22 protein-coding genes and 1 pseudogene are annotated in these 21,193 nt (G+C 69.7%); 13 read left to right on the top strand and 10 right to left on the bottom strand.

The annotated features are described in order from the left end of the window. The first annotated feature begins 104 nt into the window (after positions 1-104). Positions 105-644 carry a DinB family protein gene (locus tag QN141_12815; protein ID MDR7559358.1) on the top strand — a complete coding sequence of 180 codons (540 nt, stop codon included), beginning with the start codon at positions 105-107 and terminating at the stop codon, positions 642-644. Then, positions 641-1,126, top strand: coding sequence for an inorganic diphosphatase (locus tag QN141_12810; protein MDR7559357.1), 486 nt, complete (start codon positions 641-643; stop codon positions 1,124-1,126). Before QN141_12815 ends, QN141_12810 begins: the two co-directional genes overlap by 4 nt. Positions 1,127-1,146: 20 nt before the next feature. On the opposite strand, the gene QN141_12805 is transcribed toward QN141_12810, so the two are convergent. The 5 genes from QN141_12805 to QN141_12785 all read right to left on the bottom strand — a co-directional run bounded on the left by QN141_12805 (position 1,147) and on the right by QN141_12785 (position 6,430). Then, the gene (locus tag QN141_12805; protein ID MDR7559356.1) at positions 1,147-2,730 is read right to left on the bottom strand and encodes an FMN-binding glutamate synthase family protein; all 1,584 of its coding nucleotides are present in this window, start codon (positions 2,728-2,730) and stop codon (positions 1,147-1,149) included. A gap of 12 nt (positions 2,731-2,742) precedes the next feature. Next, positions 2,743-3,465: a 2Fe-2S iron-sulfur cluster-binding protein gene (locus tag QN141_12800; GenBank protein ID MDR7559355.1), complete on the bottom strand. Its 723-nt coding sequence runs from the start codon at positions 3,463-3,465 to the stop codon at positions 2,743-2,745. A 10-nt stretch (positions 3,466-3,475) separates the two neighbouring features. After that, positions 3,476-5,329 (bottom strand): NADH-quinone oxidoreductase subunit NuoF, encoded by a 1,854-nt coding sequence (locus tag QN141_12795; GenBank protein ID MDR7559354.1) that lies wholly within the window; start codon positions 5,327-5,329, stop codon positions 3,476-3,478. 13 nt (positions 5,330-5,342) lie between these two features. Further along, a complete protein-coding gene (locus QN141_12790) occupies positions 5,343-5,825 on the bottom strand; it encodes an NAD(P)H-dependent oxidoreductase subunit E (GenBank protein MDR7559353.1) in 483 nt (160 codons plus the stop codon). A 236-nt stretch (positions 5,826-6,061) separates the two neighbouring features. After that, positions 6,062-6,430 (bottom strand): VOC family protein, encoded by a 369-nt coding sequence (locus QN141_12785; protein MDR7559352.1) that lies wholly within the window; start codon positions 6,428-6,430, stop codon positions 6,062-6,064. A gap of 134 nt (positions 6,431-6,564) precedes the next feature. On the opposite strand from QN141_12785, the pseudogene QN141_12780 reads away from it, so the two are divergent. The 3 genes and pseudogenes from QN141_12780 (at position 6,565) to QN141_12770 (ending at position 8,242) form a co-directional block, all read left to right on the top strand. Then, a pseudogene (locus tag QN141_12780) lies at positions 6,565-6,750 on the top strand (Rdx family protein). Between the two features lie 2 nt (positions 6,751-6,752). After that, positions 6,753-7,913, top strand: a complete 1,161-nt coding sequence (locus QN141_12775; protein ID MDR7559351.1) for an aminotransferase class V-fold PLP-dependent enzyme — start codon at positions 6,753-6,755, stop codon at positions 7,911-7,913. A gap of 29 nt (positions 7,914-7,942) precedes the next feature. Then, entirely contained in the window at positions 7,943-8,242 is a 300-nt protein-coding gene (locus QN141_12770) for a VanZ family protein (GenBank protein ID MDR7559350.1), read from the top strand. Here the strand turns inward: QN141_12770 and QN141_12765 are convergent. The 3 genes from QN141_12765 to QN141_12755 form a co-directional block, all read right to left on the bottom strand. After that, positions 8,215-8,631 carry an OsmC family protein gene (locus tag QN141_12765; GenBank protein ID MDR7559349.1) on the bottom strand — a complete coding sequence of 139 codons (417 nt, stop codon included), beginning with the start codon at positions 8,629-8,631 and terminating at the stop codon, positions 8,215-8,217. The genes QN141_12770 and QN141_12765 overlap by 28 nt on opposite strands. Next, positions 8,628-9,485 carry an MBL fold metallo-hydrolase gene (locus QN141_12760; GenBank protein ID MDR7559348.1) on the bottom strand — a complete coding sequence of 286 codons (858 nt, stop codon included), beginning with the start codon at positions 9,483-9,485 and terminating at the stop codon, positions 8,628-8,630. Before QN141_12760 ends, QN141_12765 begins: the two co-directional genes overlap by 4 nt. 232 nt (positions 9,486-9,717) lie before the next feature. Further along, on the bottom strand, positions 9,718-10,074 hold the full coding sequence (locus QN141_12755) for a DMT family transporter (protein ID MDR7559347.1): 357 nt from the start codon (positions 10,072-10,074) through the stop codon (positions 9,718-9,720). A 140-nt stretch (positions 10,075-10,214) separates the two neighbouring features. Between QN141_12755 and QN141_12750 the strand changes: the two genes are divergently transcribed. Beyond that, on the top strand, positions 10,215-11,237 hold the full coding sequence (locus QN141_12750) for a trypsin-like peptidase domain-containing protein (GenBank protein ID MDR7559346.1): 1,023 nt from the start codon (positions 10,215-10,217) through the stop codon (positions 11,235-11,237). A 16-nt stretch (positions 11,238-11,253) separates the two neighbouring features. On the opposite strand, the gene QN141_12745 is transcribed toward QN141_12750, so the two are convergent. Continuing rightward, positions 11,254-11,967: a hypothetical protein gene (locus QN141_12745; GenBank protein MDR7559345.1), complete on the bottom strand. Its 714-nt coding sequence runs from the start codon at positions 11,965-11,967 to the stop codon at positions 11,254-11,256. A gap of 235 nt (positions 11,968-12,202) precedes the next feature. Here QN141_12745 and QN141_12740 point away from each other — a divergent pair, with 235 nt between their 5' ends. Further along, a complete protein-coding gene (locus QN141_12740; GenBank protein MDR7559344.1) occupies positions 12,203-12,928 on the top strand; it encodes a hypothetical protein in 726 nt (241 codons plus the stop codon). A 23-nt stretch (positions 12,929-12,951) separates the two neighbouring features. On the opposite strand, the gene QN141_12735 is transcribed toward QN141_12740, so the two are convergent. Further along, the gene (locus QN141_12735; protein ID MDR7559343.1) at positions 12,952-13,968 is read right to left on the bottom strand and encodes a LacI family DNA-binding transcriptional regulator; all 1,017 of its coding nucleotides are present in this window, start codon (positions 13,966-13,968) and stop codon (positions 12,952-12,954) included. Between the two features lie 215 nt (positions 13,969-14,183). On the opposite strand from QN141_12735, the gene QN141_12730 reads away from it, so the two are divergent. The 6 genes from QN141_12730 to QN141_12705 are packed head-to-tail and all read left to right on the top strand — an operon-like array spanning position 14,184 to position 21,192. Next, positions 14,184-15,599, top strand: coding sequence for an L-fucose/L-arabinose isomerase family protein (locus QN141_12730; protein MDR7559342.1), 1,416 nt, complete (start codon positions 14,184-14,186; stop codon positions 15,597-15,599). Positions 15,600-15,619: 20 nt separating this feature from the next. Then, on the top strand, positions 15,620-17,245 hold the full coding sequence (locus tag QN141_12725) for a ribulokinase (GenBank protein ID MDR7559341.1): 1,626 nt from the start codon (positions 15,620-15,622) through the stop codon (positions 17,243-17,245). 52 nt (positions 17,246-17,297) lie between these two features. Continuing rightward, positions 17,298-18,257 (top strand): tripartite tricarboxylate transporter substrate binding protein, encoded by a 960-nt coding sequence (locus tag QN141_12720; GenBank protein ID MDR7559340.1) that lies wholly within the window; start codon positions 17,298-17,300, stop codon positions 18,255-18,257. A gap of 7 nt (positions 18,258-18,264) precedes the next feature. Beyond that, on the top strand, positions 18,265-18,720 hold the full coding sequence (locus QN141_12715) for a tripartite tricarboxylate transporter TctB family protein (protein MDR7559339.1): 456 nt from the start codon (positions 18,265-18,267) through the stop codon (positions 18,718-18,720). Between the two features lie 13 nt (positions 18,721-18,733). Beyond that, the gene (locus tag QN141_12710) at positions 18,734-20,254 is read left to right on the top strand and encodes a tripartite tricarboxylate transporter permease (protein ID MDR7559338.1); all 1,521 of its coding nucleotides are present in this window, start codon (positions 18,734-18,736) and stop codon (positions 20,252-20,254) included. Between the two features lie 14 nt (positions 20,255-20,268). Continuing rightward, positions 20,269-21,192 carry a dihydrodipicolinate synthase family protein gene (locus QN141_12705; GenBank protein ID MDR7559337.1) on the top strand — a complete coding sequence of 308 codons (924 nt, stop codon included), beginning with the start codon at positions 20,269-20,271 and terminating at the stop codon, positions 21,190-21,192. Position 21,193 lies beyond the last annotated feature (1 nt).

Here is a 21,193-nt window from a genome sequence, read left to right as displayed (position 1 = left end):
GAGTCCCGGAAGAATGTATCCTTCCGGCCCGAAACCCGGCCGGGGACCGATAATCGTAGGGGATCCGGCTTGTGCCCCGGCACCCGCTGGAGCATGATAGGGGCATGATCGACTTCGCCCACGCCTACGACGTGCTCTCCCGGGCCAGGGAGACGCTGTTCGACTGGATCCGGCCGCTCGATCAGGCCCGGTACACCCAGGCCTTTCCCTTCGGGCTGCACACCCTGCGGAGGACGATGGTGGAGATCGCCGCCGCGGAGGGGTGGCTGGCCATGCGCATCCGGGAAGAGCCCTTCCCCGTGCCCTTCGATTGGGAGGAGTGGCCCATCTCGGAGCGAGCCTGTCCGACCTTCGCCGCCCTGGAAGCGGCCTGGCGCCTCCAGATGCCGCAGACCCGGGCCACCCTCGCCGCGATCACCGAACCCGGCCGCATCGTCGAGAACCGCATGGTCGGCCGCCGGCGTATCGCGATCTACCGGGCGGCCCAGGGGGACCTCGCCATGCAGTTGCTGATGCACGAGGTGCACCACCGCGCCCAGGCCATGGCCATGCTGCGGCAGTTCGGCATCGAGGCACAGGACCTGGACTACATCGGGTTCGCCCAGACCGTGCAGCGGGAGCCCCGGGCCCCGCAGATGGCATGATCGTCGAGGCCCTGGTTGAAATCCCCAAAGGCAGCCGCAACAAGTACGAGTACGATGCCCAGGCCGGGCGCCTGCGGTTGAACCGCGTGCTCTACTCCCCGCTGCACTACCCCGCGGACTACGGCGTCATCCTCGATACCCGGGCCGAGGACGGAGACCCGCTGGATGTCCTCATCCTGACCTACGAGGCGACCTTCCCGGGATGCCTGGTCCCCGTGCGGCCGGTCGGGGTGCTGGACATGCGGGACGAGAAAGGGCGGGATCAGAAGATCCTGGCCGTCCCCGACGGCGACCCGCGGTTCCACGAAGTCACCGATCTGGCCGACCTTCCCCCGCACTTCCTGGCCGAGATCCGCCACTTCTTCGAGGTCTACAAGACCCTGGAGCACAAAGAGACCGAAGTATTCGGCTGGTCCGGCGCCGCGGCCGCCGAGGAGACGGTGCGCGAGGCGCAGGACCGGTTCCGATCCGGCCTCCCCTAGACAGGCGTGTCGGCGAACGCTCAGGCGGCCGCGAGGATCTCTTCGGCCTCCTCGCGATCGACCTCGGAGACCAGCGGGATGCCGCTGGCCGCCGCGGCCTCGGCGGTGAGGGCGGCGATGTCATCGCGGGCGATGTGGGCGAGGGTGAATTTGCGCGCCCCGCACATCAGCTGCCGCAGCCCCTGGGCCACGCGCTGGTAGTAGGTGTAGAGGCCGATGGCCCCCGTGGGGATCAGGCGGAAGCGATCCTTGTAGCGTTCCTGCAGCTCGGGCGCGGCGACGAAGATTTCGTTGACCGTCGTGCCGAAGCGTTCAATGTAGACGGGCAGGCTGCCCTCCGCGATGCGCCGTCCGATGGTCTTGCCCACCATAGCCGCGGCCAGCGGTCCCCGCGCCCAGGCGATCAGTTTGGCGTAGGGTGCCACCAGGGCCAGGCCTTTGAAGATTTGATCTTCAAAGGTGAACCCGCCGGCCAGGGCGATGGGCGGAATGTAGCTCCCCTGGCGGGCCAGTCGCTGGCAGTACTGGTACAGCAGCGAGTGCAGCTCGACGGCCGGGATGCCCCACTCGTTCATCATGCGCCAGGGACTCATGCCGGTCCCGCCGCCGGCGGCGTCCACGGTGAGCAGGTCGATCCCGGCTTCGGAGGACCACTTGAGGGCACGGGCCAGGTCGGCGGGGCGATAGGCCCCGGTCTTCAGGAAGACCCACCTGGCGCCCAGCCTGCGCAGCTCCTCGACACGGCGCAGGAAGGCGTCCCGGCTGGCCATGCCGACGCGCGAGTGACGCTCGAACTCGCGGAAACTGCCGCGGCGGAAGGCCTCGACGACGACCGGGTGGTCGGGGTCGGGCAGCACGATGTACCCGCGGTGCTTGAGCAGGCGCGCCCGCTCCAGGTCGCGGATCTTGACCTCGCCTCCGATGTCCTTGGCGCCCTGGCCCCACTTGAGCTCCACGGCGGTGACGCCCAGGGCGCGGATGGCGTATTCGTGGACACCGAGCCTGGTGTCTTCCACATTCGCCTGGACGATGATCTCGCCCCACCCGTCTTCCTGCCAGTCGCGGAAGACGCGGATGCGCCACTCCAGCTCGCTGCTGGACACCACGCGCCCGGCGGAGATCTGCGCCCCCGGGTCCATGCCGCAGACGTTTTCGCCCACGGTCAGGCAGGTGCCGGATATGGCCGCGCCGATGGCCAGGCTCTCCCAGTTGGTCTTGGCGATGTTCGTCGAGCCAAGCGCGGCGAGCAGGAAGGGAAGCCTGGAGCGCAGACCGGGCTCCCGACCCCAGGTGACCTCGAGATTGACGTTGGGGAAGAGCGCTTTGTCGCTGTCGGGTTCGATGCCCCAGGCGCCGGTGGCCCGCCCTAGGATCGTGAAGTGGGAGAGATCCACGGGGTAGTTCTTGCCCGACGCGGTGGTGATGATCCCAAAGGGCTGGGGGTAGATCATCTCCGCCCCGCGGTAGGCCGACTTGCCGATCTCGCACATTCCGATGCAGCCGTCGATGCAGGTCGTGCACATCCCGCTGAAGGGGCTGATGGAGTCCTCGGTGCGGTTCTTGGTCAACGTGGCCGCCGAGGCGTTCAGACGGGAGTAGGTCATGGCGCGCCTCCTCTACGTGCGCGTCGTCTCCTGCGGGGATTCCGGCCGGACCAGATCCGGGCGCAGGGGTCCGGCCAGTTCGCAGGCCGCGCAGGGATCCAGAAAACACATCGCCTGGTCATGGTAGGCAAGGCAGGCGGGGGCAAAGTTCAGGCAGCCGGCGCAGAGGGTGGCCTCGGGCTGCGGACCGTGGCAGCGCAGCTCGACGACCGGGCAGACGCGAAGGCAGGCGCCGCACTGCCGGCAGAGATCCGATTGCCAGCGGAAGGGGCTCATCACCCTGCGGCGAGGTCCGCGGTAGGCGAAGCCGATGGCGCCCGCCATCATCTGCTCGCGGCAGATACGCACGCACTTCCCGCACTGGATGCAGTCTTCAAATTCCGGCTCCAGACGCACCCGCCGGACCCCGTAGCGGCTGGCGAGGTCCTGGAGGGTTTTCGACTGCGGGCAGGTGGCCACGTAGAGTTCCAGCAACAGCCGGCGGGCGCGGTCCACGCGGGCGGAGTGCGTCCGGACGACGAGGTCGTCGCTGACGGGCAGCGTGCAGGCGCTCTGCAGCCGACTGCGGGGAGGACCGCCGACTTCGACCAGACAGAGGCGACAGGCCCCGTAGGGGGTCAGGCTGTCATCGTGGCAGAGCGCAGGAATCGGGATGCCCAGGAAGCGGGCCGCTTCCAGGACGGTTGTCCCGTGCTCCACCTCGAGTTCGATGCCGTTGATGGTCACCCTGGGCATACCCTGCTCCTCACGTCACCACCACCGCATGCGGCTGGCAGACTTCCAGGCACGCGCCGCATTTGATGCACCGGGTCTGGTCAATGGTGTGGACCTCGTCCTTCTCCCCCCGGATGGCGTCGGTGCTGCACACCCGCGTGCAGGCGTGGCAGCCGTCGCAGAGCGCCGGCTCGATGGCGTACGTGATGAGGGCGCGGCAGACCTTGGCCGGACAGCGTTTCTCGCGGATGTGGGCCAGGTATTCGTCGCGAAAGTAGCGCAGGGTGGTGAGCACAGGATTGGGCGCGGTCTGGCCGAGGCCGCAGAGCGAGGTTTCGCGCACCAGCCAGCCCAGGTCTTCCAGCAGGGGCAGGTCCTCCTCGCGGCCTTTCCCCTGCGCGATGCGGGTGAGAATCTCACGAAGGCGCTGGGTTCCTTTCCGGCAGGGGAAGCATTTGCCGCAGGATTCTTCCTCCAGGAACTCCATGAAGTAGCGAGCCACATCCACCATGCAGGTGGCGTCGTCCATGACCACCATGCCGCCCGATCCCATCATGGAGCCGGCCTCGGTCAGCGTCTCGTAGTCGATGGGGAGGTCGATGAGACTGGCCGGAAGGCAGCCGCCCGATGGGCCCCCGATCTGGACGGCCTTAAGCCGTCTGCCGCCCGGGATGCCTCCACCGATCTCGTAGATCATCTCCCGCAGGGTGATCCCCATGGGGATCTCCACCAGGCCGGTGTTGTTGATCTTGCCCACGAGGGAGAAGATCATCGTCCCTTTGCTGCGCTCGGTGCCGATGGCGGCGTACCACTCGGGCGTCCGGGTGATGATCACCGGGACGCTGGCCCAGGTCTTCACATTGTTGATGACGGTCGGCTTCCCCCACAGGCCCTGCTCGGCGGGATAGGGGGGCCGCGGCGTGGGCTCCCCTACGCGGCCTTCGAGGGAGCGGATCAGGGCGGTCTCCTCGCCGCAGACAAAGGCACCGGCCCCCTGCACGAGACGGATGCGGAACCGCAGGGTCGTGCCGAGAATGCCGTCTCCCAGGAGCCCGTACTCCTCGGCCTGCCGCAATGCCACCTGGAGGTGCTCGACCGCCAGCGGGTATTCGGCACGCACGTAGATGAAGCCGTCACTTGCTCCCAGGGCGTACGCACCGATGATCATGCCCTCGATGACGCTGTGCGGATTGCCTTCGAGCAGGCTGCGGTCCATGAAGGCGCCGGGATCGCCTTCGTCGGCGTTGCAGATGATGTATTTCGGGGTGCCCTGCTGCCGGCGCATCAGCGCCCACTTCATTCCGGTGGGGAAGCCGGCCCCGCCCCGGCCGCGGAGCCCCGACCGCGTCACCCAATCCACCACCTCCGCCGGCGTCAACGTGGAGAGGGCGCGCGCCAGCGCCGCGTAGCCGCCCACACAGAGGTAATCCTCGATGACCTTGGGATTGATCTTTCCGTTGTTGCCCAACAGGATGCGCTGCTGGCGGGCGTAGAAGGGCACATCGTCCTCGCGCAGCGCCCGCCGGCCCGTCGTCGGATCCTGATAGAGGAGGCGCTCGACGGGCCGGCCGCCGTTCGTCACACTGGCCACCACCTCGGGGGCGTCGCGAGGGGCGACGCGGTTGTAGAAGATGCCCTCGGGCCAGACCAGCATGATCGGCCCGCGCTCGCAAAAGCCGTGGCATCCGGTGCTCTTCAGGTCCACCGAAGCCTGCAGGCCGGCGCGGGCGAGCGCTTTCTCCAACGCGGCCAGCACCGCGGGGGCGCCGGCGGCGGTGCAGCCGCTGCCGGCGCAGACGGTGAGACAGGGCCGGGCGGGATCGCGGGCGGCCAGGCAGGCGGCCCTGTAGGCTTCCAGGTCTTCGATCGTCCGCAGTCTGGGCACCGTCGCGCTCGCCTTACCCCGCTGCCCGCGCCACGGCCTGGCGGCGGTACTTCCTGAGCAGGCCGGGCACCTTGATCTGGGTCAGGTGCGGGTGGGTGTCCGTATCCACCCGCACCACCGGAGCCAGCCCGCAGCACCCGATGCAGCGGACCGTGCGGACGGTGAATTCCAAATCCTGCGTGGTCCCCGGGACTTCCAGCTTCAGCTCGCGCAGCAGGCGGTCGAGCACACGCGGTGCCCCTCGCACGTGGCACGCGGTGCCGAGACAGACCTGCACCAGGTGTCTGCCGACGGGCTCGAGACTGAAGCAGTTGTAGAACGTGGCGACGTGGAAGACCTCGGTCAGCGGCACCCGCAGCCGGCGCGCCACCGCACGGAGTGCCGTTTCCGGCAGGTAATGACACTCGCGTTGAATCTCCTGGAGAATAGCGATGAGGTATTCGGCCCTGTTGGGCCAGCGAGCAACGATCGCCTCAGGGCTGGCCGCGGCACCCATCGTCCACTCCCATTCTGCACCGGCGCGAAGGTCGTGGTAATCAGGCGGCCCATCGATGAGAATCGGGCGGGCCATGGATTTTAGAAGGGAGTCGCGGATCCGACCGCTTGGTGTGTTCCGTGCGCTTTGGGCAACCGCCTCGCTCTGAAGCAATCTCCGGCCGCGAGCCTACAGCCAGTCGCCCGCTCCCATGTGATGACTTCCGCCCTCCGCGTGCGCTGCGGCGGCTCCGACCGCTACGCCCGGGGCACCTCGGCCATCAGGGCGTGGGTGTTGCCCTCCGAGTCCTGGAAGAACGCCATCCACAGGTCGTAGGTGTCCATCCTGGCGATGACGTGCGGCTCGTCCGTGAACCGCACGTCGCGCGAACGCAGCGTCGCCGCCGTGGCCTGGATGTCGTCCACCTTGAAGTAGAGGATCGACGTGCCGCCCGAGCGGCCTTCCGGCCGGCTGAGCATCAGCCGCACGCCTCCCGCGTCGAAGAACGCCAGCCCGGGCGGCGCCTGGAACAGGAATCGCATTCCCAGGCGGTCACGGTAGAACTGGACGGCCCGCTCGAGATCGTTGACGTGGACGGCGATCTGGCCGATGGTGGACAGGGTCATGGCGATGCCTCCGGCGGTCGCGAGGAAGTGGAAAGATGAATTCGGCGCCTTTGCGGTGAATCCATTTGTTCACCATGGCGTCGAAGGTGCGCGTCCAGATCGAGTACTGCGCGGAATGAGGATATGAAGACCACGCCGCCCGTGTGGCGGCGGAGATCCTGGCCGACCACGGTGAGCGGATCGCCGCCCTGACGATCGTGCCGAGCTCCGGAGGGCGGTTCGTCGTCCTGGTGGGGGACATACCGATCTTCGACAAGAAGACGCTCGGCCGGTTCCCCCAGCCGGGAGAAGCGACGCGTCTGGTGGCCCAGGTAATCTAGCCATGCCCGGGCGCCACTTTTTGCAGATCCCCGGTCCCACGAACGTGCCCGAACGCATTTTGCGCGCGATGGACCGCGCCGTGCCCGATCACCGCGGTTCCGAGCTGCCCCCGCTCGTCCGGGAGGTCACCGCCGGGCTCAAGGGGCTCTTCCAGAGCGACGACGGGCAGGTCGTGCTGTTTCCGGCGTCAGGCACGGGGGCGACGGAAGCGGCCATCGTCAACACCGTGAATCCCGGCGACCGGGTCCTGGCCTTCAACACCGGATACTTCAGTCACGCCTTCGCGGAATGCGCCCGGCACCACGGCATGCAGGTGGACGAGCTGGAGCTGCCCTGGGAGGAGGGCGTTCCCGCGGCGGTGGTCGAAGAGCGCCTGAAGGCCGACCGCGGACACAGCTATGCCGCCGTCCTGGTCGTGTACAACGAGACCTCCACCGGCGTGACGTCCGACCTGCGCTCGCTTCGGCGGGCGATCGACGCGGCGAAGCACCCGGCGCTGCTCCTGGTGGACGTGGTCAGCGCGCTGGCCAGCATCGAGTTCCGCTTCGACGAATGGGGGGTGGACGTGGCCCTGGCCGGGACGCAGAAAGGGCTGATGCTCCCGCCGGGGATGGCGGTGCTGTGCGTGAGCCCGCGGGCCCTGGCCCGCGCCGAGGAGGTGCGCACTCCGCGTCACTTCTTCGACTGGCGGCCGGTTCTCGCCGAGATGCGGCGCGGCTACTTTCCCTACACGCCGGCCACGCTGATGCTCTACGGGCTCCGCGAGGCGGTGCGCATGCTCAACGAGGAAGGGCTGCCGCAGGTCTTTGCCCGCCACCGGCGGCTCGCGGAGGGAGTCCGCCGGGCGGTGCGCGCCTGGAACCTGCCGATCTTCTGCCGGAATCCCGCCGAGTACAGCAACACGCTGACCGCCGTGGTGCTGCCGGAGGGCGCCGATGCCGACAGGGTGTTGCGCATCGCCGAGTCCCGCTATCACCTGTCGCTGGGCACGGGGTTGGGCCGTCTGCGCGGCCGCGTCATCCGCATCGGCCATCTCGGCGCGCTCAACGAGCTCGAAGCGCTGGCGACGATTGCCGGCGTGGAGATGGCGATGGAGGTCGCCGGGATCGAGGTACCCACGGGGGCCGGCGTCGCGGCCTGCCAGCGGTTCTTCCTGGAATGAGGGTGTGGCGTTGGGCGAGCGGGATTTGGATGGTCCTGCTTCTGGTCGTCTCGGTGCTCCCTCCGACGCTGGGCGGGCAGGGCGGCGTGCTCGGGCACCTGCTCGGCTATGGGATCTTCGTCCTGCTGCTGAGGCGATGGCAGCGGGTCGGACCGGCGGTGCTCCTGGCCTGGGGGTACGGGGCCCTGATCGAGGCCGTGCAGTGGGCGCTGCCCTACCGGTCCGCGGAAAGCATCGACCTTGTCGTCAACGGTGTGGGCGTGGCCGGGGGACTCCTGGTCGATCGGCTCTGGCCGCGCCGTCAGGTCTCGTCCAGCACGACGTCGTAGGAGAGCTCCGCGGTCCGCTTCACCATCCCGGCGACCGAGCAGTACTTGTCCACCGACAGCGCCACCGCGCGCTCCACCTGCTGGCGCGACAGCCCCCGGCCTGAGACCCGGTACCGCAGGCGGACTTTCGTGAAGACTCTGGGGGGATCGGGGGCGCGCTCCGCGTCGGCCTCGACGCGGAGACCGGTGATCTCGCCCCGCATCTTCTGCAGGATCTCCACCACATCCACGGCGGAGCAGCTCGCCAGGGCCATCAGCGTCGTTTCCATCGGGGACGGCCCGGCGGGCGTGACCCCTTCGCGTCGGTCCTCGATCATGAGCTGCGCCCCGCTGTGGGCGGAGGTGCCGATGAAGCGCAGCGGCGGCGCCCACTCCACCGATACTTTCATCGCGCCGCCCTCTTCGCCCGGCTCTCCCGGATGCAGGCGATGGCGGCCGGCGTGACGATGCCCAGGCGGTACTGCGGGAAGCGCTCGCGGATCGCCGCCGCGGCGGCGTCCTCCGTCTGCCCCGATTCCAGGGCGTCGTTGACGATGGCCTCGACGGCGTCGTGGTAGGCGGCCTGCTGGTCCAGCAACTCGATCCCCCCGGGGCTGCCGTGGCCGGGGATGAAGACGTCGGCGTCCAGCGCGCGCAGCGCGCGCAGCCCCTCCCGTACCCCGGTCAGCGACGCGTGCTCGTAGTTGTAGTGGTAGCCGGCGAACAACAGGTCCCCGCAGATCGCCACGCGCGCTTCGGGCACGAAGAGAAAGGCGTCTCCCGGCGTGTGCCCCCATCCGGGATGCCAGACCTCGACCTCCACGCCGCCCACGTGCAGGACCAGGCTTTCGTCAAAGGTGATCGAGGGCAGTACCGGCCGCGCGTCCAGGAACAGGTCGGCGACCGCGGGTTGGGTCCGCCGCGCGGCGATGAGCCGGGGGTGCTCGCCGGCCATCGCCTCCCGGCAGGCCCGGTGCCCGATCAGCGCCGCGCCGCGGTCTTCGAAGACGGCCGCCCCCAGCGTGTGGTCGGTGTGGTGGTGGGTGAAGACCACGAAGCGCACAGGGGCGTCGGTCCGTCGGCGCAGGGCGGCCTCGATCAGCCGGCCGTGCGCGGGCGCGATCAGCGGGTCGACCAGGAGGACGGCACGTTCACCGACGACCGCGACGGCGTTGGTCCCGTAACTGGTGGGCATCGAGTCGCCGCCGAGAGAGTAGACGACGACGTTGTCGTGGACACGGGTCTCCGTCAATTGGGTAGTCACGCCCTCGGTATTTCTCGGCCCGGGAAGGGGGTCCTGGTCGGCGGCGGTCGGCGCAGTAACCACAACGTTGCCATGTCGGCCTTCACCTCTCCTGGGGTTGCTCGCGCGGCGCGGCCAGCGGAGCCGGGCCGCCAGTCCGCGTCCTCGTTGAGGAAGACGATGCCCAGCACCAGCCCGACAACCGGAAAGACGTAGGTGACCAGCGACGTCCGCGTCGCTCCCCAGGCGTTGATCAGGAAGAGTCGGCCAGCCAGTAGTGGGCGATGACGATCGCAAAGAGCGGGGTGGTCGCGTTGAGGATCGCGGCCAGCGCGGAGTCGATGCGGGTTTCCGCCCAGGGGATGAGGACGAAGGGCAGGGCGGTGTTGAAGGCCCCCATGAAGAGATAGGCCGGCCAGTGGGTGCGCAGCAGGCCGAACCGCTGGCGCGAAATCCACCCCACGACCAGCAACCCGATCAGGCCGAACAGCAGACGGATGGCCGCCAGCGTGGCCGGTCCGATGTCGGCGACCGCGATCTTGATCCACAGGAACGAACCCCCAGATCGAGCCGAGGAGGACGAAGGCGACCCACTCCCGCATGCCCGCATTGTGCCTTCACGGACGGGGTTTGAGAAGTGACCGACGTCACAGGCGCGGCGGGCGGCGCGGTCACAGGCGCAAGGGAGGAGCCGGAATAGGGGAGCGAGGGCACGCGTTTGGCCGTGCAAGCAGGTGGAGGTGAGCGACGTTGCTATTGGAACGGGTTCTGGCCGCCGTCGACGCCGACCAGAGGGCCGAGGCCGGCGCCGGTGAAGAGGCGGAGGCGCTGGACGCCTACTCCCGCGCCGTGGTCCAGGCCGTGGAGCGCGTCGGCCCGGCGGTGGTCAGCGTGGCGGTGGCCCGTCCGGCGCCGGAGCGCTTCCGCCGGCGCGGGCTGGACGAACTGCGCGGTGCGGGCAGCGGCGTGATCATCACGCCCGACGGATATGTGCTCACGAACAGTCACGTGGTCGCCGGGTCGGAGCGGATCGAACTCCGGCTGCAGGACGGGCGGGTGCTGGAGGCCGAGACGGTCGGCGACGACCCGCACACCGACCTGGCCGTGGTCCGCCTCCGGGAGTCGGGGCTGCCCTGCGCCGAGCTGGGCGACTCGGCCCGGCTGCGCGTGGGGCAACTGGTGGTGGCCATCGGGAATCCGCTGGGCTTTCAGGCCACGGTGACCACCGGCGTGGTCAGCGCGCTCGGCCGGTCGCTGCGGGCGCAGTCCGGCCGGCTCATCGAGAACGTCATCCAGACCGACGCCCCGCTCAACCCCGGCAACTCCGGCGGGCCGCTGGTGGACTTCCGCGGCCGCGTCGTGGGGATCAACACCGCGGTGATCGTCGGCTCGCAGGGGATCTGCTTCGCCATCCCCGTGAACACCGCGAAGTGGGTCACCGCTCAGCTCATCCGCGACGGACGGGTCCGGCGGGCGTACCTGGGGATTTCCGGGCAGCTCGTGCCGGTGGACCGTCGGCTCCGCGTCGAGCTGGGTTTGGCCGCCGCCACCGGCGTGCGGGTGGTGGAGGTGCAGCCGGGCACGGCGGCGACCAGGGCCGGCATCGCGCCCGGCGACGTCATCGTGCGGGTGGGGGAGAGCCCGGTCGCCTCACCGGACGACCTCCAGCGGGTGCTGGGGCGCCACCCCGTCGGGGAGCCGCTGACCGTCGAGGTGCTGCGCGGGGCGGAGCTTTTTCGCCTCCGCACGCAGCCGACAGAACTCCCCGACTAGACGCTTCCCTGGAATCTCAGGCCGCCTGCCGCGAGGCAGATCTCCCCCTGGCCGTCTTGAACCGGACCAGGCCCGGACCGGCTTCGGCGCGCATGACGAGGGAGGTCCAGACGAACCACCCGGCCATGAGGGCGAAGCTGCCCATGAAGAGCACCACGTGGTCGATGAATCCGCCCAGGAACATCGTAGTCCCCGCCACCGCGCTCAGATACCCGACCCCGGCATAGCGCCTGGCCCGGAGCATCACGATGCCCAGGACGATGGCGCCGAGCCCCACCGCCACCTGTCCCAGGGCGAACATCGAGGCCTCGACCCACTGGACGCCGCGGAAGGCAACCACCGCGCCGGTCCTGTTGACCGCGTACAGCTCCGCCGCCCCGCTGTAGCCCACCTGCCGGATCAGGGCGCTCGCGGCGAATCCGAGGGCCCCGGTGATGCCGAAGGCCGGGCCGATCCGGGCGCTGGCCGGCGCATCGTCGCGGAACCGGTCGCCCAGGGCCAGGAACAGCACCATGCTCATCAGCGCCGCCAGCAGCCCACCCAGCACGTTCACCGTCCAGAACAGCATCTCGTGTCTGGCGACAAAGGTCAGATAGCGGTGGGGGTTGGCCTGAGCCGCCATCGTCAGGCCGGCCTGCGGGAAGAACCAGACAAATCCGAGGAACAGCAGAGCCGTGGCGATCCCGGCCAGGACACCGGCCTCGGCGCCCAACCGTCGCAAGTTCTCCATCGAGCTCCCTCCTTTTGGAGCCGGGCAGGAAGATAGGGTTGCTCCCACGCCCTGTCCGGTATCCAGGTCCCCTGCCCGAAAGGGGACCGCGGTAGGCCGGATTCCCCGGGCATCCGGTCGATCCCCGCGCCGGAGACTACGGGTTCGCCGCCGCGGGCAAGGTACTGGTTACCGGCCCAAAATCGCATTTGGCGGGGAGCCGAGTCTGGCGGAGTTCAGAGGAGGCGGGCACTCCATGGACAGCCTGCGCCGTCTCGGCGGCGAGGCGGGGCTGGTGGCGGGTGTCGCCACGGCCTGGATCTTTCTGGGTTTCGTCTTCATCTTTCCGACCGCCGGGCTGGACTACGTCGATCAGGTCAACCCCCACCGCTACCTGCCCTTCGTGATCCGCCACCCGGCGATGGTCTGGGCCGTGCACATCCTGGGGGGATTGCTGGCCGCCTTCGGCACGGCCGTGCTGTTCGCCGCACTGCAGGACCGCTTCGGCTCCGACGCGCCGGGTACGGCCCGGCTGGGCGCGGCCGCGGGATTGTTCGGTGCGGGGACGCTGGCCGCGGCCGTGCTGGTGCGCCAGGCCGGTTTTGACGCCCTGGCCGGCCTCTACGCCACCAACGCCGTGGGCGGCGCCACCGCCTTCTACGCCCTGCGCAGCGTCGTGGCCTCCCTGGAGTCCCTGAGCGCGCTGGCCAGCGGCGTCGGCATCCTGCTCCTCGGCCGGCTGATGGTGGCCGACCGGCGCTTCCAGGCCGTCGGCTATCTCAGCGTCGGCGCCGGCGCGATCATGATCTTCGCCGCCTTCGTTTCGCACGTCTTCCTGTTCATGCTGAGCACGGTGGCGATGATCGCCTGGCTGCTGTGGAGCTCGCTGACCCTCCGGGCGGAGGCCGGTCCGGCCTTCCTGACCCGGTGGCACACGTCGGCCCGCAAGCGCCGCGCCAACGGCGCCCGGCGCACGGCATAGATCGCCCCTCGCTCAGATCCGGGTCAGGACGGACGCCCGCGCAGCGACGCCCCGCAGGACTGGCGCACGACCAGACGGGTCTTGAGGACGACCTCCTGAGGCGGCCGGTGGGGATGTTCCAGCCGCTGGATGAACAGCTGCGCCGCGCTGGTGCCCAGCATGTAGGCCGGTTGGGCCACGGCCGTCAGCGGCGGGGTGAGGATCGAGGCCCACTCCATGTCGTCGAAGCCCACGACGGCCATCTCCTCGGGGATGGCCACGCCCAGCTCTTTCAGCGCGGTCAGGGCGCCGATGGTCATGAGGTTGTTGGCCACAAACAGGGCGGTGGGGCGCCGCGGCATGCGGACGAACTCCCGGGCCAGCTGGTGGCCGCTGTGCGGCTTGAAATCCCCGACCCGCACCAGGTCGGCTTCGGGCTCGATGCCGTGCTCGCGCAGCGCCTCGTAGTACCCGGCCAGACGCTCCTGGCCGGTGAAGACCTGGGTGGGACCGCTGATGATGCCGATCCGCCGGTGGCCGAGGGCGATCAGGTGGTGCACGGCGGCCCGGGCGCCGTCCCGGTTGTCCACGATCGCGACGTCGGCGGCGACGCCCCGGAGCCTCCGGTCGATCAGGACCAGCGGGAGCCTGGCGCGCAGCCAGCGGCGCAGGTGCGGCGTGGGCGAGCCGCTGGGCGCCAGGAGCAGACCGTCCACCTGCTTTTCGCGGAGGACCCGCAGGTAGACATCCTCCTTGGTGGGGTTTTCGTCCGCGTTGCACAGGATGACGGCGTAGCCGTGGGCCCGGACGACGTCCTCGATCCCGCGCACGACGGTGGCGAAGAAGGGGTTGGCGTTGTCTGAGACGATGACGCCGACGGTGTGCGTCCGCCGCTTGACCATCCCCCGGGCCACGGCGTTGGGCGTGTAGTCCAGCAGCCGCGCCGCGCGCAGCACCTGGCTGCGGGCCCGCGGGCTGGCGTACCCGTATCCCCCCAGCACCCGGGATGCGGTCGCCACCGACACCCCGGCCTTCCGCGCAACGTCCTTGAGGGTGGCCATGTTCAGGGCCGATGACCGGGGAACGTTCTCACCATCGGACCCATCTTCGGCGCCGACCCCAGAGCCCCTTCCGGTTCTGGCGCGCTCTAGGAAAGTCGGCTTTTGACGGCAGGAGTCTCTTGAGCAGGAGGCGAACCCTGAGGGAGAGGATGTGAGAGCGTTTTCATACCAGCGGCGGGCCAAGGGCCCGGCGAGTACGCTTGCGGAGGCGTCGGATGAAACCGCCGAAGGTGGGGATCCTGACCTTCTCCGATGGACGCCCGCACGTCCATCGTGAACTGCTGCCGTTGACCCGGCAGTTCCAGGAGCGGCTGGCCGCGCGGCTGCGGGAGCACGGCTGGGAAGCCGTCACCGGCCGTGAGATCGTCTGGACGCCCGAGCTGGCCCGGAGCGAGGGGCAGTTCCTGGCAGCCGAGCGCGTCGAGGCGACGGTGTTCAACTTCGCCATCTGGAACTTTCCCCATCTGCCCGTGGTGGCCAGCCGTTTCGCCCCCGGGCCGTTCTTGCTGTTCAGCAACGTCAACCCGCAGTACCCGGGACTGGTGGGGATGCTGGCCAGCGCCGGCGCGCTGGACCAAGTCGGCGTCTTCTGCGCCCGGGTCTCCGGCGACGTCGGCGACGATACGACCTTCCGGCGGGCCCTCGAGTTCCTGCGGGCGGCGGTCGCGGTCAACCGGCTGCGCGGGGAGACCTACGGCCTGATCGGCGGGCGGTCCATGGGCATGTACACCGCGCAGAGTCCGCTCGACCAGTGGCAGCGGCAGTTCGGCATCGACGTCGAGCACATCGACCAGTTCGAGATCGTCCGCCGGGCCGACCTCGTCGCGGAGGACCGCGTCGAGGCCGGGCTGCGCTGGCTGGAGGAGCACGCCGGCGGCATCCACTACGACGGCACGAAGCTCACCCCGCAGCTACTGAAGCGCCAGATCCGCAGCTATCACGCCCTGCGCGAGCTGATCGCCGAGTTCGATCTGGACTTCTGCGGCATCAAGGGCCAGCCCGAGCTCACCGATCACTTCTGCACGATGGACGTGGCCGAAGCGTTCTGCAACGATCCGTACGACTGGGAGGGTCCCCACGATCCCATCGTCTGCGCCACCGAGGCCGACATGGACGGCGCCCTCACCATGGAACTGTTCAAGCATCTCGCCGCCACGCCGGTGCTGTTCGCCGACGTCCGCCACTACGACGCCGCCGACGACATCTGGGACCTGTGCAACTCCGGCCAGCACGCCACCTACTTTGCCGGCCGGTCCTTCGACCCGGCCGTCAACCTGCCGAAGGTGCACTTCTATCCCGAGATCATTTACTTCCCCGCCGGCGGCGCCTCGGTGGCGCACATCGCGGCGCCCGGAGCGGTGACCCTGGCCCGCCTGGCGCGGCGGCAGGGCCGGTACTGGATGGCCATCGTGCCGGCGGAGTTCGTCGAGTTTCCGGAGCCCGTCGCCCGACAGAAGGCTGCGGCCACCACGCCGGAGTGGCCCCACGCCTTCGCCCGTTTCCGCGTGCCGCCGGAGGAGTTCCTCGGCCACTACGACAGCAACCACATCCACGGGGTTTACGGCGACTACGTTCAGGAACTGATCTGGATCAGTAAGATCCTGGGGTTCGACTACCGGGTCTTCGCATAACCCGCGGGGGCGGGTGGGGCATGCCCGGGTGCACGATCGGCATCGATTTCGGCACGGAGTCGGCGCGGGCCGTCCTCGTCGATGTGGCGGACGGGCGCCTCGTCACCACCGCCACCTTCGCCTATCCCCACGGGGTGATCGACCGGGTGCTGCCCGGCGGGGCCGCGCCGCTGCCCCCGGACTACGCCCTCCAGGATCCGCAGGACTGGCTGGAGGCGCTCGAGGCGCTGTTGCGACAGATGGCCGCCGCCGCGCCGGCCGAAGAGATCATCGGGATCGGCGTCGACTTCACCTCCTGCACGGTGCTGCCGACGACCGCCGACGGCACCCCGCTGTGCATGCTCTCCGACTACCGCGGCCAGCCCCACGCCTGGCCCAAGCTGTGGAAACACCACGCCGCCCAGCCTTACGCCGACCGGATCAACGCCGCCGCCGGGCGGCCCGGCGGCGAGTTCCTGCGCTTCTACGGCGGCAAGACGTCGTCGGAGTGGCTGTGGGCCAAGGGCTGGCAGTTCCTGGCCGAAGCCCCGGCCCTGGCCGAGGTCGCCGAGCGGTGGATCGAAGGCGGCGACTGGATCGTCTGGCGGCTGGCCGGCCGCGAGATACGCAGCGCTTGTCAGGCCGGCTACAAGGCCCACTGGCAGAAGGACGCCGGGTATCCCCCGGCCGCCTTCTGGCAGTCGCTGGACCCGGTGCTGCCCGCGCTGCTGACCAGGCTCGGCGAGCCGCACCCGGTGGGCGTCTGTGCGGGGACGCTCACCCCGGAATGGGCCCGGCGCACCGGGCTGCGGCCGGAGGCCGCGGTCGCGGTGGCCGTGATCGACGCGCATGCCGGGATGCCCGCGCTCGGGATCAGCGCCCCGGGCCGCCTCATGGCGATCATGGGGACCTCCACCTGCCACCTGCTGGTCGATCCCAATCGCTTTGCAGTGCAGGGCATCTCGGGTGTCGTGGAGGACGGCATCCTGCCCGGGTTCTTCGGCTACGAGGCCGGGCAGGTGTCGGTGGGCGACATCTTCCAGTGGTTCGTCCGGACCAGCCGGCTGACGTTTCAGGAGCTGGAGGCGGAGGCCGGGCGGCTGGCGCCGGGGGAATCCGGCGTGCTGGCCCTGGACTGGTGGAACGGCTGTCGCACGCCGCTGGTGGACGCCGACCTCTCGGGACTGCTGGTGGGACTGACCCTGGCCACCGAGCCCGCGCACATCTACCGGGCGCTGCTGGAGTCCACGGCCTTCGGCACCCGGCGCGTGATCGAGACCTTCGAAGCGGGCGGCGTGGCCGTGCGGGAGGTCCACGCCTGCGGAGGATTGGCCGAGCGCAGTCCGCTGCTGCTGCAGATCACGGCGGACGTCCTCGACCGCGAGGTGCTGGCCGCGCCGCTGCCCCACGCCTCGGCGGTCGGGGCGGCGATCTACGCGGCCGCGGCGGCGGGCGAGGAGGCCGGGGGATACACCGGCGTCGTGGAGGCCACAGAGCAGATGGGCAACCGGAGCCGGATCCGCTACGCGCCGCGCCCCGAGGCGCGCGAGATCTACGACGCCTTGTACCGGCATTACCTGGAGCTGGCGCATCACTTCGGGGAGGGCGGGACGGAGGTGATGAAGGCGCTGCGCCGATTTCGTAGCAGGACGAGAGGACACCGTTAGGCCATCTCAAGCGGAGGTGAGACGGATGCAGAGGCCATGGAGGCCCAAGGGAGTGCGCGCCCTTCTGGGCGCCGTCCTTGTGGTGTTGATGGCGGTGCCGCTGGGCGCGGCGCCGTCGCCCTATCCGACCAAGGGCATCACGATCATCGTGCCCTGGTCGCCGGGAGGGGGTACGGATCGCACCGCGCGGGCCATCGCCGCGGTGCTGGAAAAGGATCTCCGGGTGCCGGTGGGGGTCGTCAACCGCACGGGGGGCGGAGGCGTCATCGGGCACATGGCCACGGCCACGGCGGACCCCGACGGCTACACCCTCGGCATGATCACCATCGAGATCACGATGATGAGCTGGCTGGGGCTGACCCACCTGACCTACTCGGACTACCGGCCCATCGCCCTGTTCATCAACAACCGGTCCGGCATCACGGTGCGCGCCGACGCGCCCTGGAAGGACTACAACGAGTTGATGGCCTACATCAAGGCCAATCCGGGGAAGCTGAAGGCCTCCGGCACCGCCGCCGGCGGGATCTGGGACCTGGCGCGGGTCGGCTGGCTGCTGGGTGCGGGGTTGACCATCGACCACGTCAAGTGGGTGCCGAGCACGGGCGCCGCCGCCGCGCTGGCCGAGCTGGCGGCCGGGGGCGTGGACATCTGCACCTGCAGCCCGGCGGAGGCCCTGCCCCTCGTCGAGGCGGGTAAGGCGCGGGTCCTGGCGGTGATGGCCGACAAGCGCTGGGATCCCCTGCCGAAGGTGCCGACGTTGAAGGAGCTGGGAGTGGACTTCGACATCGGCGGCTGGGCCGGGCTGGCCGCGCCGGCCAAGACCCCGGACCACATCGTCGAGTTCCTGGACGCCGCCGTGAGCAAGGCCGTGCGCTCCCCGGAGTTCACGACCTTCATTAAGACCAGCGGCTTCTGGCTGGACTACAGGAATGCCCGGGACTTCACCAAATTCCTGATGCAGGAGCACGTGAAGAACGGCAAGCTCCTGAAGGCCGGGGGCTTCATCAAGTAGGCGCAGCATGGGAGCCTGGGACGCGCTGGCCGGGGTGTTGTTGGCGCTCCTGGGCTCCTATGTTCTTCTCGTCGCCCGGACCTTTCCGAATCTCTCCGGCGGCTATCCCGGACCGGGGCTGTTCCCCCAACTGCTGGGAGTGCTGCTGGCCTTGGCCGGAGGCGGGCTCGTGCTCAACAGCCTGCTGACGGGGACGCTGTTCAGGCGCCCGGCGCTGGTCAGTGCGCCGCGGCGGGACGCGGTCGCGGCCCTGATCGTCCTCCTGGCGGTCGTCGTGTTCATCGCCCTGGTGGAGCGCGTGGGCTTCATCCCGCTCACCTTCCTCATCCTGGCCGGGCTCATGCTCCTGTTGGGCGTGCCGGCGCGCTGGGGTCTTCCCCTGGGGGCGGCGCTGACGCTGTTGCTGTACCTGCTGTTTGCGCGGCTGCTGCGCGTCCCGCTGCCCGTCGGACCGCTGCCCTAAGGTCACCGCGGCGATGACCGACCTCATCCTCAAAAGCCTGGGCGCGCTGGCCGATCCCGGGGTCATCCTCGTCATCCTGGTGGCGGCGCTTTACGGGCTGTTCATCGGCGCGATGCCGGGGTTGACCGTGACCATGGCCGTGGCGCTGTTTGTGCCCTTCGCCGTCTTCCTCGATCCGATCCCGGCCCTGGCGGCCATCATCACCCTGCAGGCGCTGGGCATCTTTGCCGGCGACATCCCGGCGGCGCTGGTGCGCATGCCCGGCACCCCCGCCTCCGCCGCCTACGTCAGCGACTCCTACGCGCTGAGCCAGCAGGGACAGGCCCGTCTGGTCCTGGGCGTCGACGTTCTGGCCTCCGCGTTGGGCGGACTGATCGGTTCCGTCGCCCTGATCGCCGGCGCGTCGGTGCTGGCCGAGTTCGCCCTCACCTTCAGCAGCTACGAGATCTTCTGGCTGGCCCTGCTGGGGTTGAGCTCGACGGCCTTCATCGCCACCGCGTCGCCGCTGAAGGGTCTGGTCTCCGTCGTGCTCGGCCTGCTGCTGTCCACGGTGGGGATCGACATCACCCTGGGTTTCCCCCGGTTCACCTACGGCGTGCCCTTCCTGCTGGGCGGGATCAGCTTCATCCCGGCCATGATCGGCCTGTTCGGGGTCAGCGAGGTCCTGCGCACCGTGCTGCGGGGCGAGATGCACCTGGCCTACGCCCGCCTGGAGCGGGGGCCTTCGTTCCTCCCCGCGCTGCGCACCCTCTGGCGCCACCGGGTCAACGCCCTGCGGGGCGGCCTGGTCGGCCTGATCTCCGGGGTCCTGCCCGGGGCGGGAGCGGACATCGGCGCCTGGCTGGCCTACGGCACCGCCAGGCGCTTTTCCAAACAGCCCCAGAAGTTCGGTCAGGGGTCCATGGAAGCCATCGTCGAGGCGGGGGTGGCCAACAACTCGGATCTGGCCGCCGAGTGGATCCCCACCCTCGTCTTCGGCATTCCCGGCGACGCCTTCACCGCCGTGGTCCTCGGCATCCTGATGATGAAGGGCATGCGCCCGGGTCCGGCCATCCTGCACAACTACACCGATGTGCTGGTGGCCGTCTACATCACCTTCATCCTGGCCAATCTGTTGATGGTGCCCCTGGGTTTCCTCGCCGTCCGCGCCAGCAGCCAGATGGTCCGCCTGCCCCGCAACGTGCTGATGCCGGCCATCCTCATGATGTGCATCGTGGGGAGCTACGCCATCAACAACAGCCTCTTCGATGTGGGCCTGATGCTGGGGATGGGCGTCCTGGGCTTTCTCCTGGAGGCGATGGCGTTTCCGGTGGCGCCCATCGTCCTGGGGCTGGTGCTCGGCCCGCTGCTGGAGCAGAACTTCATGATCAGCCTCATCAAGAGCGAGGGACACCTCGCCCTCTTTTTCAGCCGGCCGGTGAGCGCCGTCCTGGGTGTGCTCACGCTGCTGGTCTGGTTCCTGCCGCTGGCGTCGCTGGTCCGGCGGCTGGCGCGGGGGCGGAGGGCGGCCGCGGAGCCTGTCCGTCAGGAGTAGCGGGGAGGGGGAAGATGTTTGACCGCCGGAGGCTGGGCGGCATCGTGGTGCCGATGGTCACGCCCTTCGAAGATGACGGAATCACGGTGCGCGAGCAGGGCGTCCGGCGGCTGGTGGACTTCCTCATCGAGACGGGCGTCCACGGGATCTTCGTCGCCGGCACCACCGGCGAGGCGGCGGCGCTCGACGACGCGCAGTGGCGGCGCCTGGTGCAGGCGGCCTCCGGCGCCGGGCGGGGCCGGGTTCCCCTGCTGGCCGGCGTCATCGCCCCCACCACCGCGCTGGCCGCGGCGCGGGCCCGGTGGGCGGCCGACCTGGGCGCGGACGTGGTCGTGGCCGCCGCGCCATACTACTACCTCCCCGACCGGTGCGAACTCGTCGCCCACTTCCGGGAGATTGTCCGGGCCACCCCGCTGCCCGTGCTGCTGTACAACATCCCGCAGACCACCAAGGTCCACCTGACCCTGGAGGTCTACCTGGCGCTGGCCGATGAGGAGCAAATCGTGGGGCTGAAGGATTCGGCCGGGGACGTCACCGAGTTCCGCAAGGCCGTGCGGGCCCTGCGCGCCGGCGGCCGGGACTTTCGGATGTTCTTGGGCACGGACCACCTGACGGATGTGGCCGCGCTGGTCGGTGCGCAGGGCACGGTGCCGTCGCTGGGCAATATCGCTGGCAGGGACCTGGTCGCCGCCTGGCAGGCGGCGGCGGCCGGAGACTGGACGGAGAGCGCGCGGCGTCAAGAGCGGGTGGCGGCCCTGACGCGCGTCTACGATCTCGGGCGCGAGGTCCACCAGACGGGGATCATCGTCGGCCTGAAGTGCGCGCTGACCCTGATGGGGATCCCCGCCGGGCCGCCGGCGCCGCCCGCACTCCCCGCCAGCGCCGAGGAGGTCCGGCGGGTCGAGGCCGTCCTGCGGGAGGGCGGACTGCTCCCATAAG

It is taken from the genome of Armatimonadota bacterium (assembly GCA_031459765.1).
GTDB classification, from domain to species: domain Bacteria; phylum Sysuimicrobiota; class Sysuimicrobiia; order Sysuimicrobiales; family Kaftiobacteriaceae; genus Kaftiobacterium; species Kaftiobacterium secundum.
Note: the sequence above shows the minus strand (reverse complement) of the source record. Positions and strands in the feature narration are given on the sequence as shown.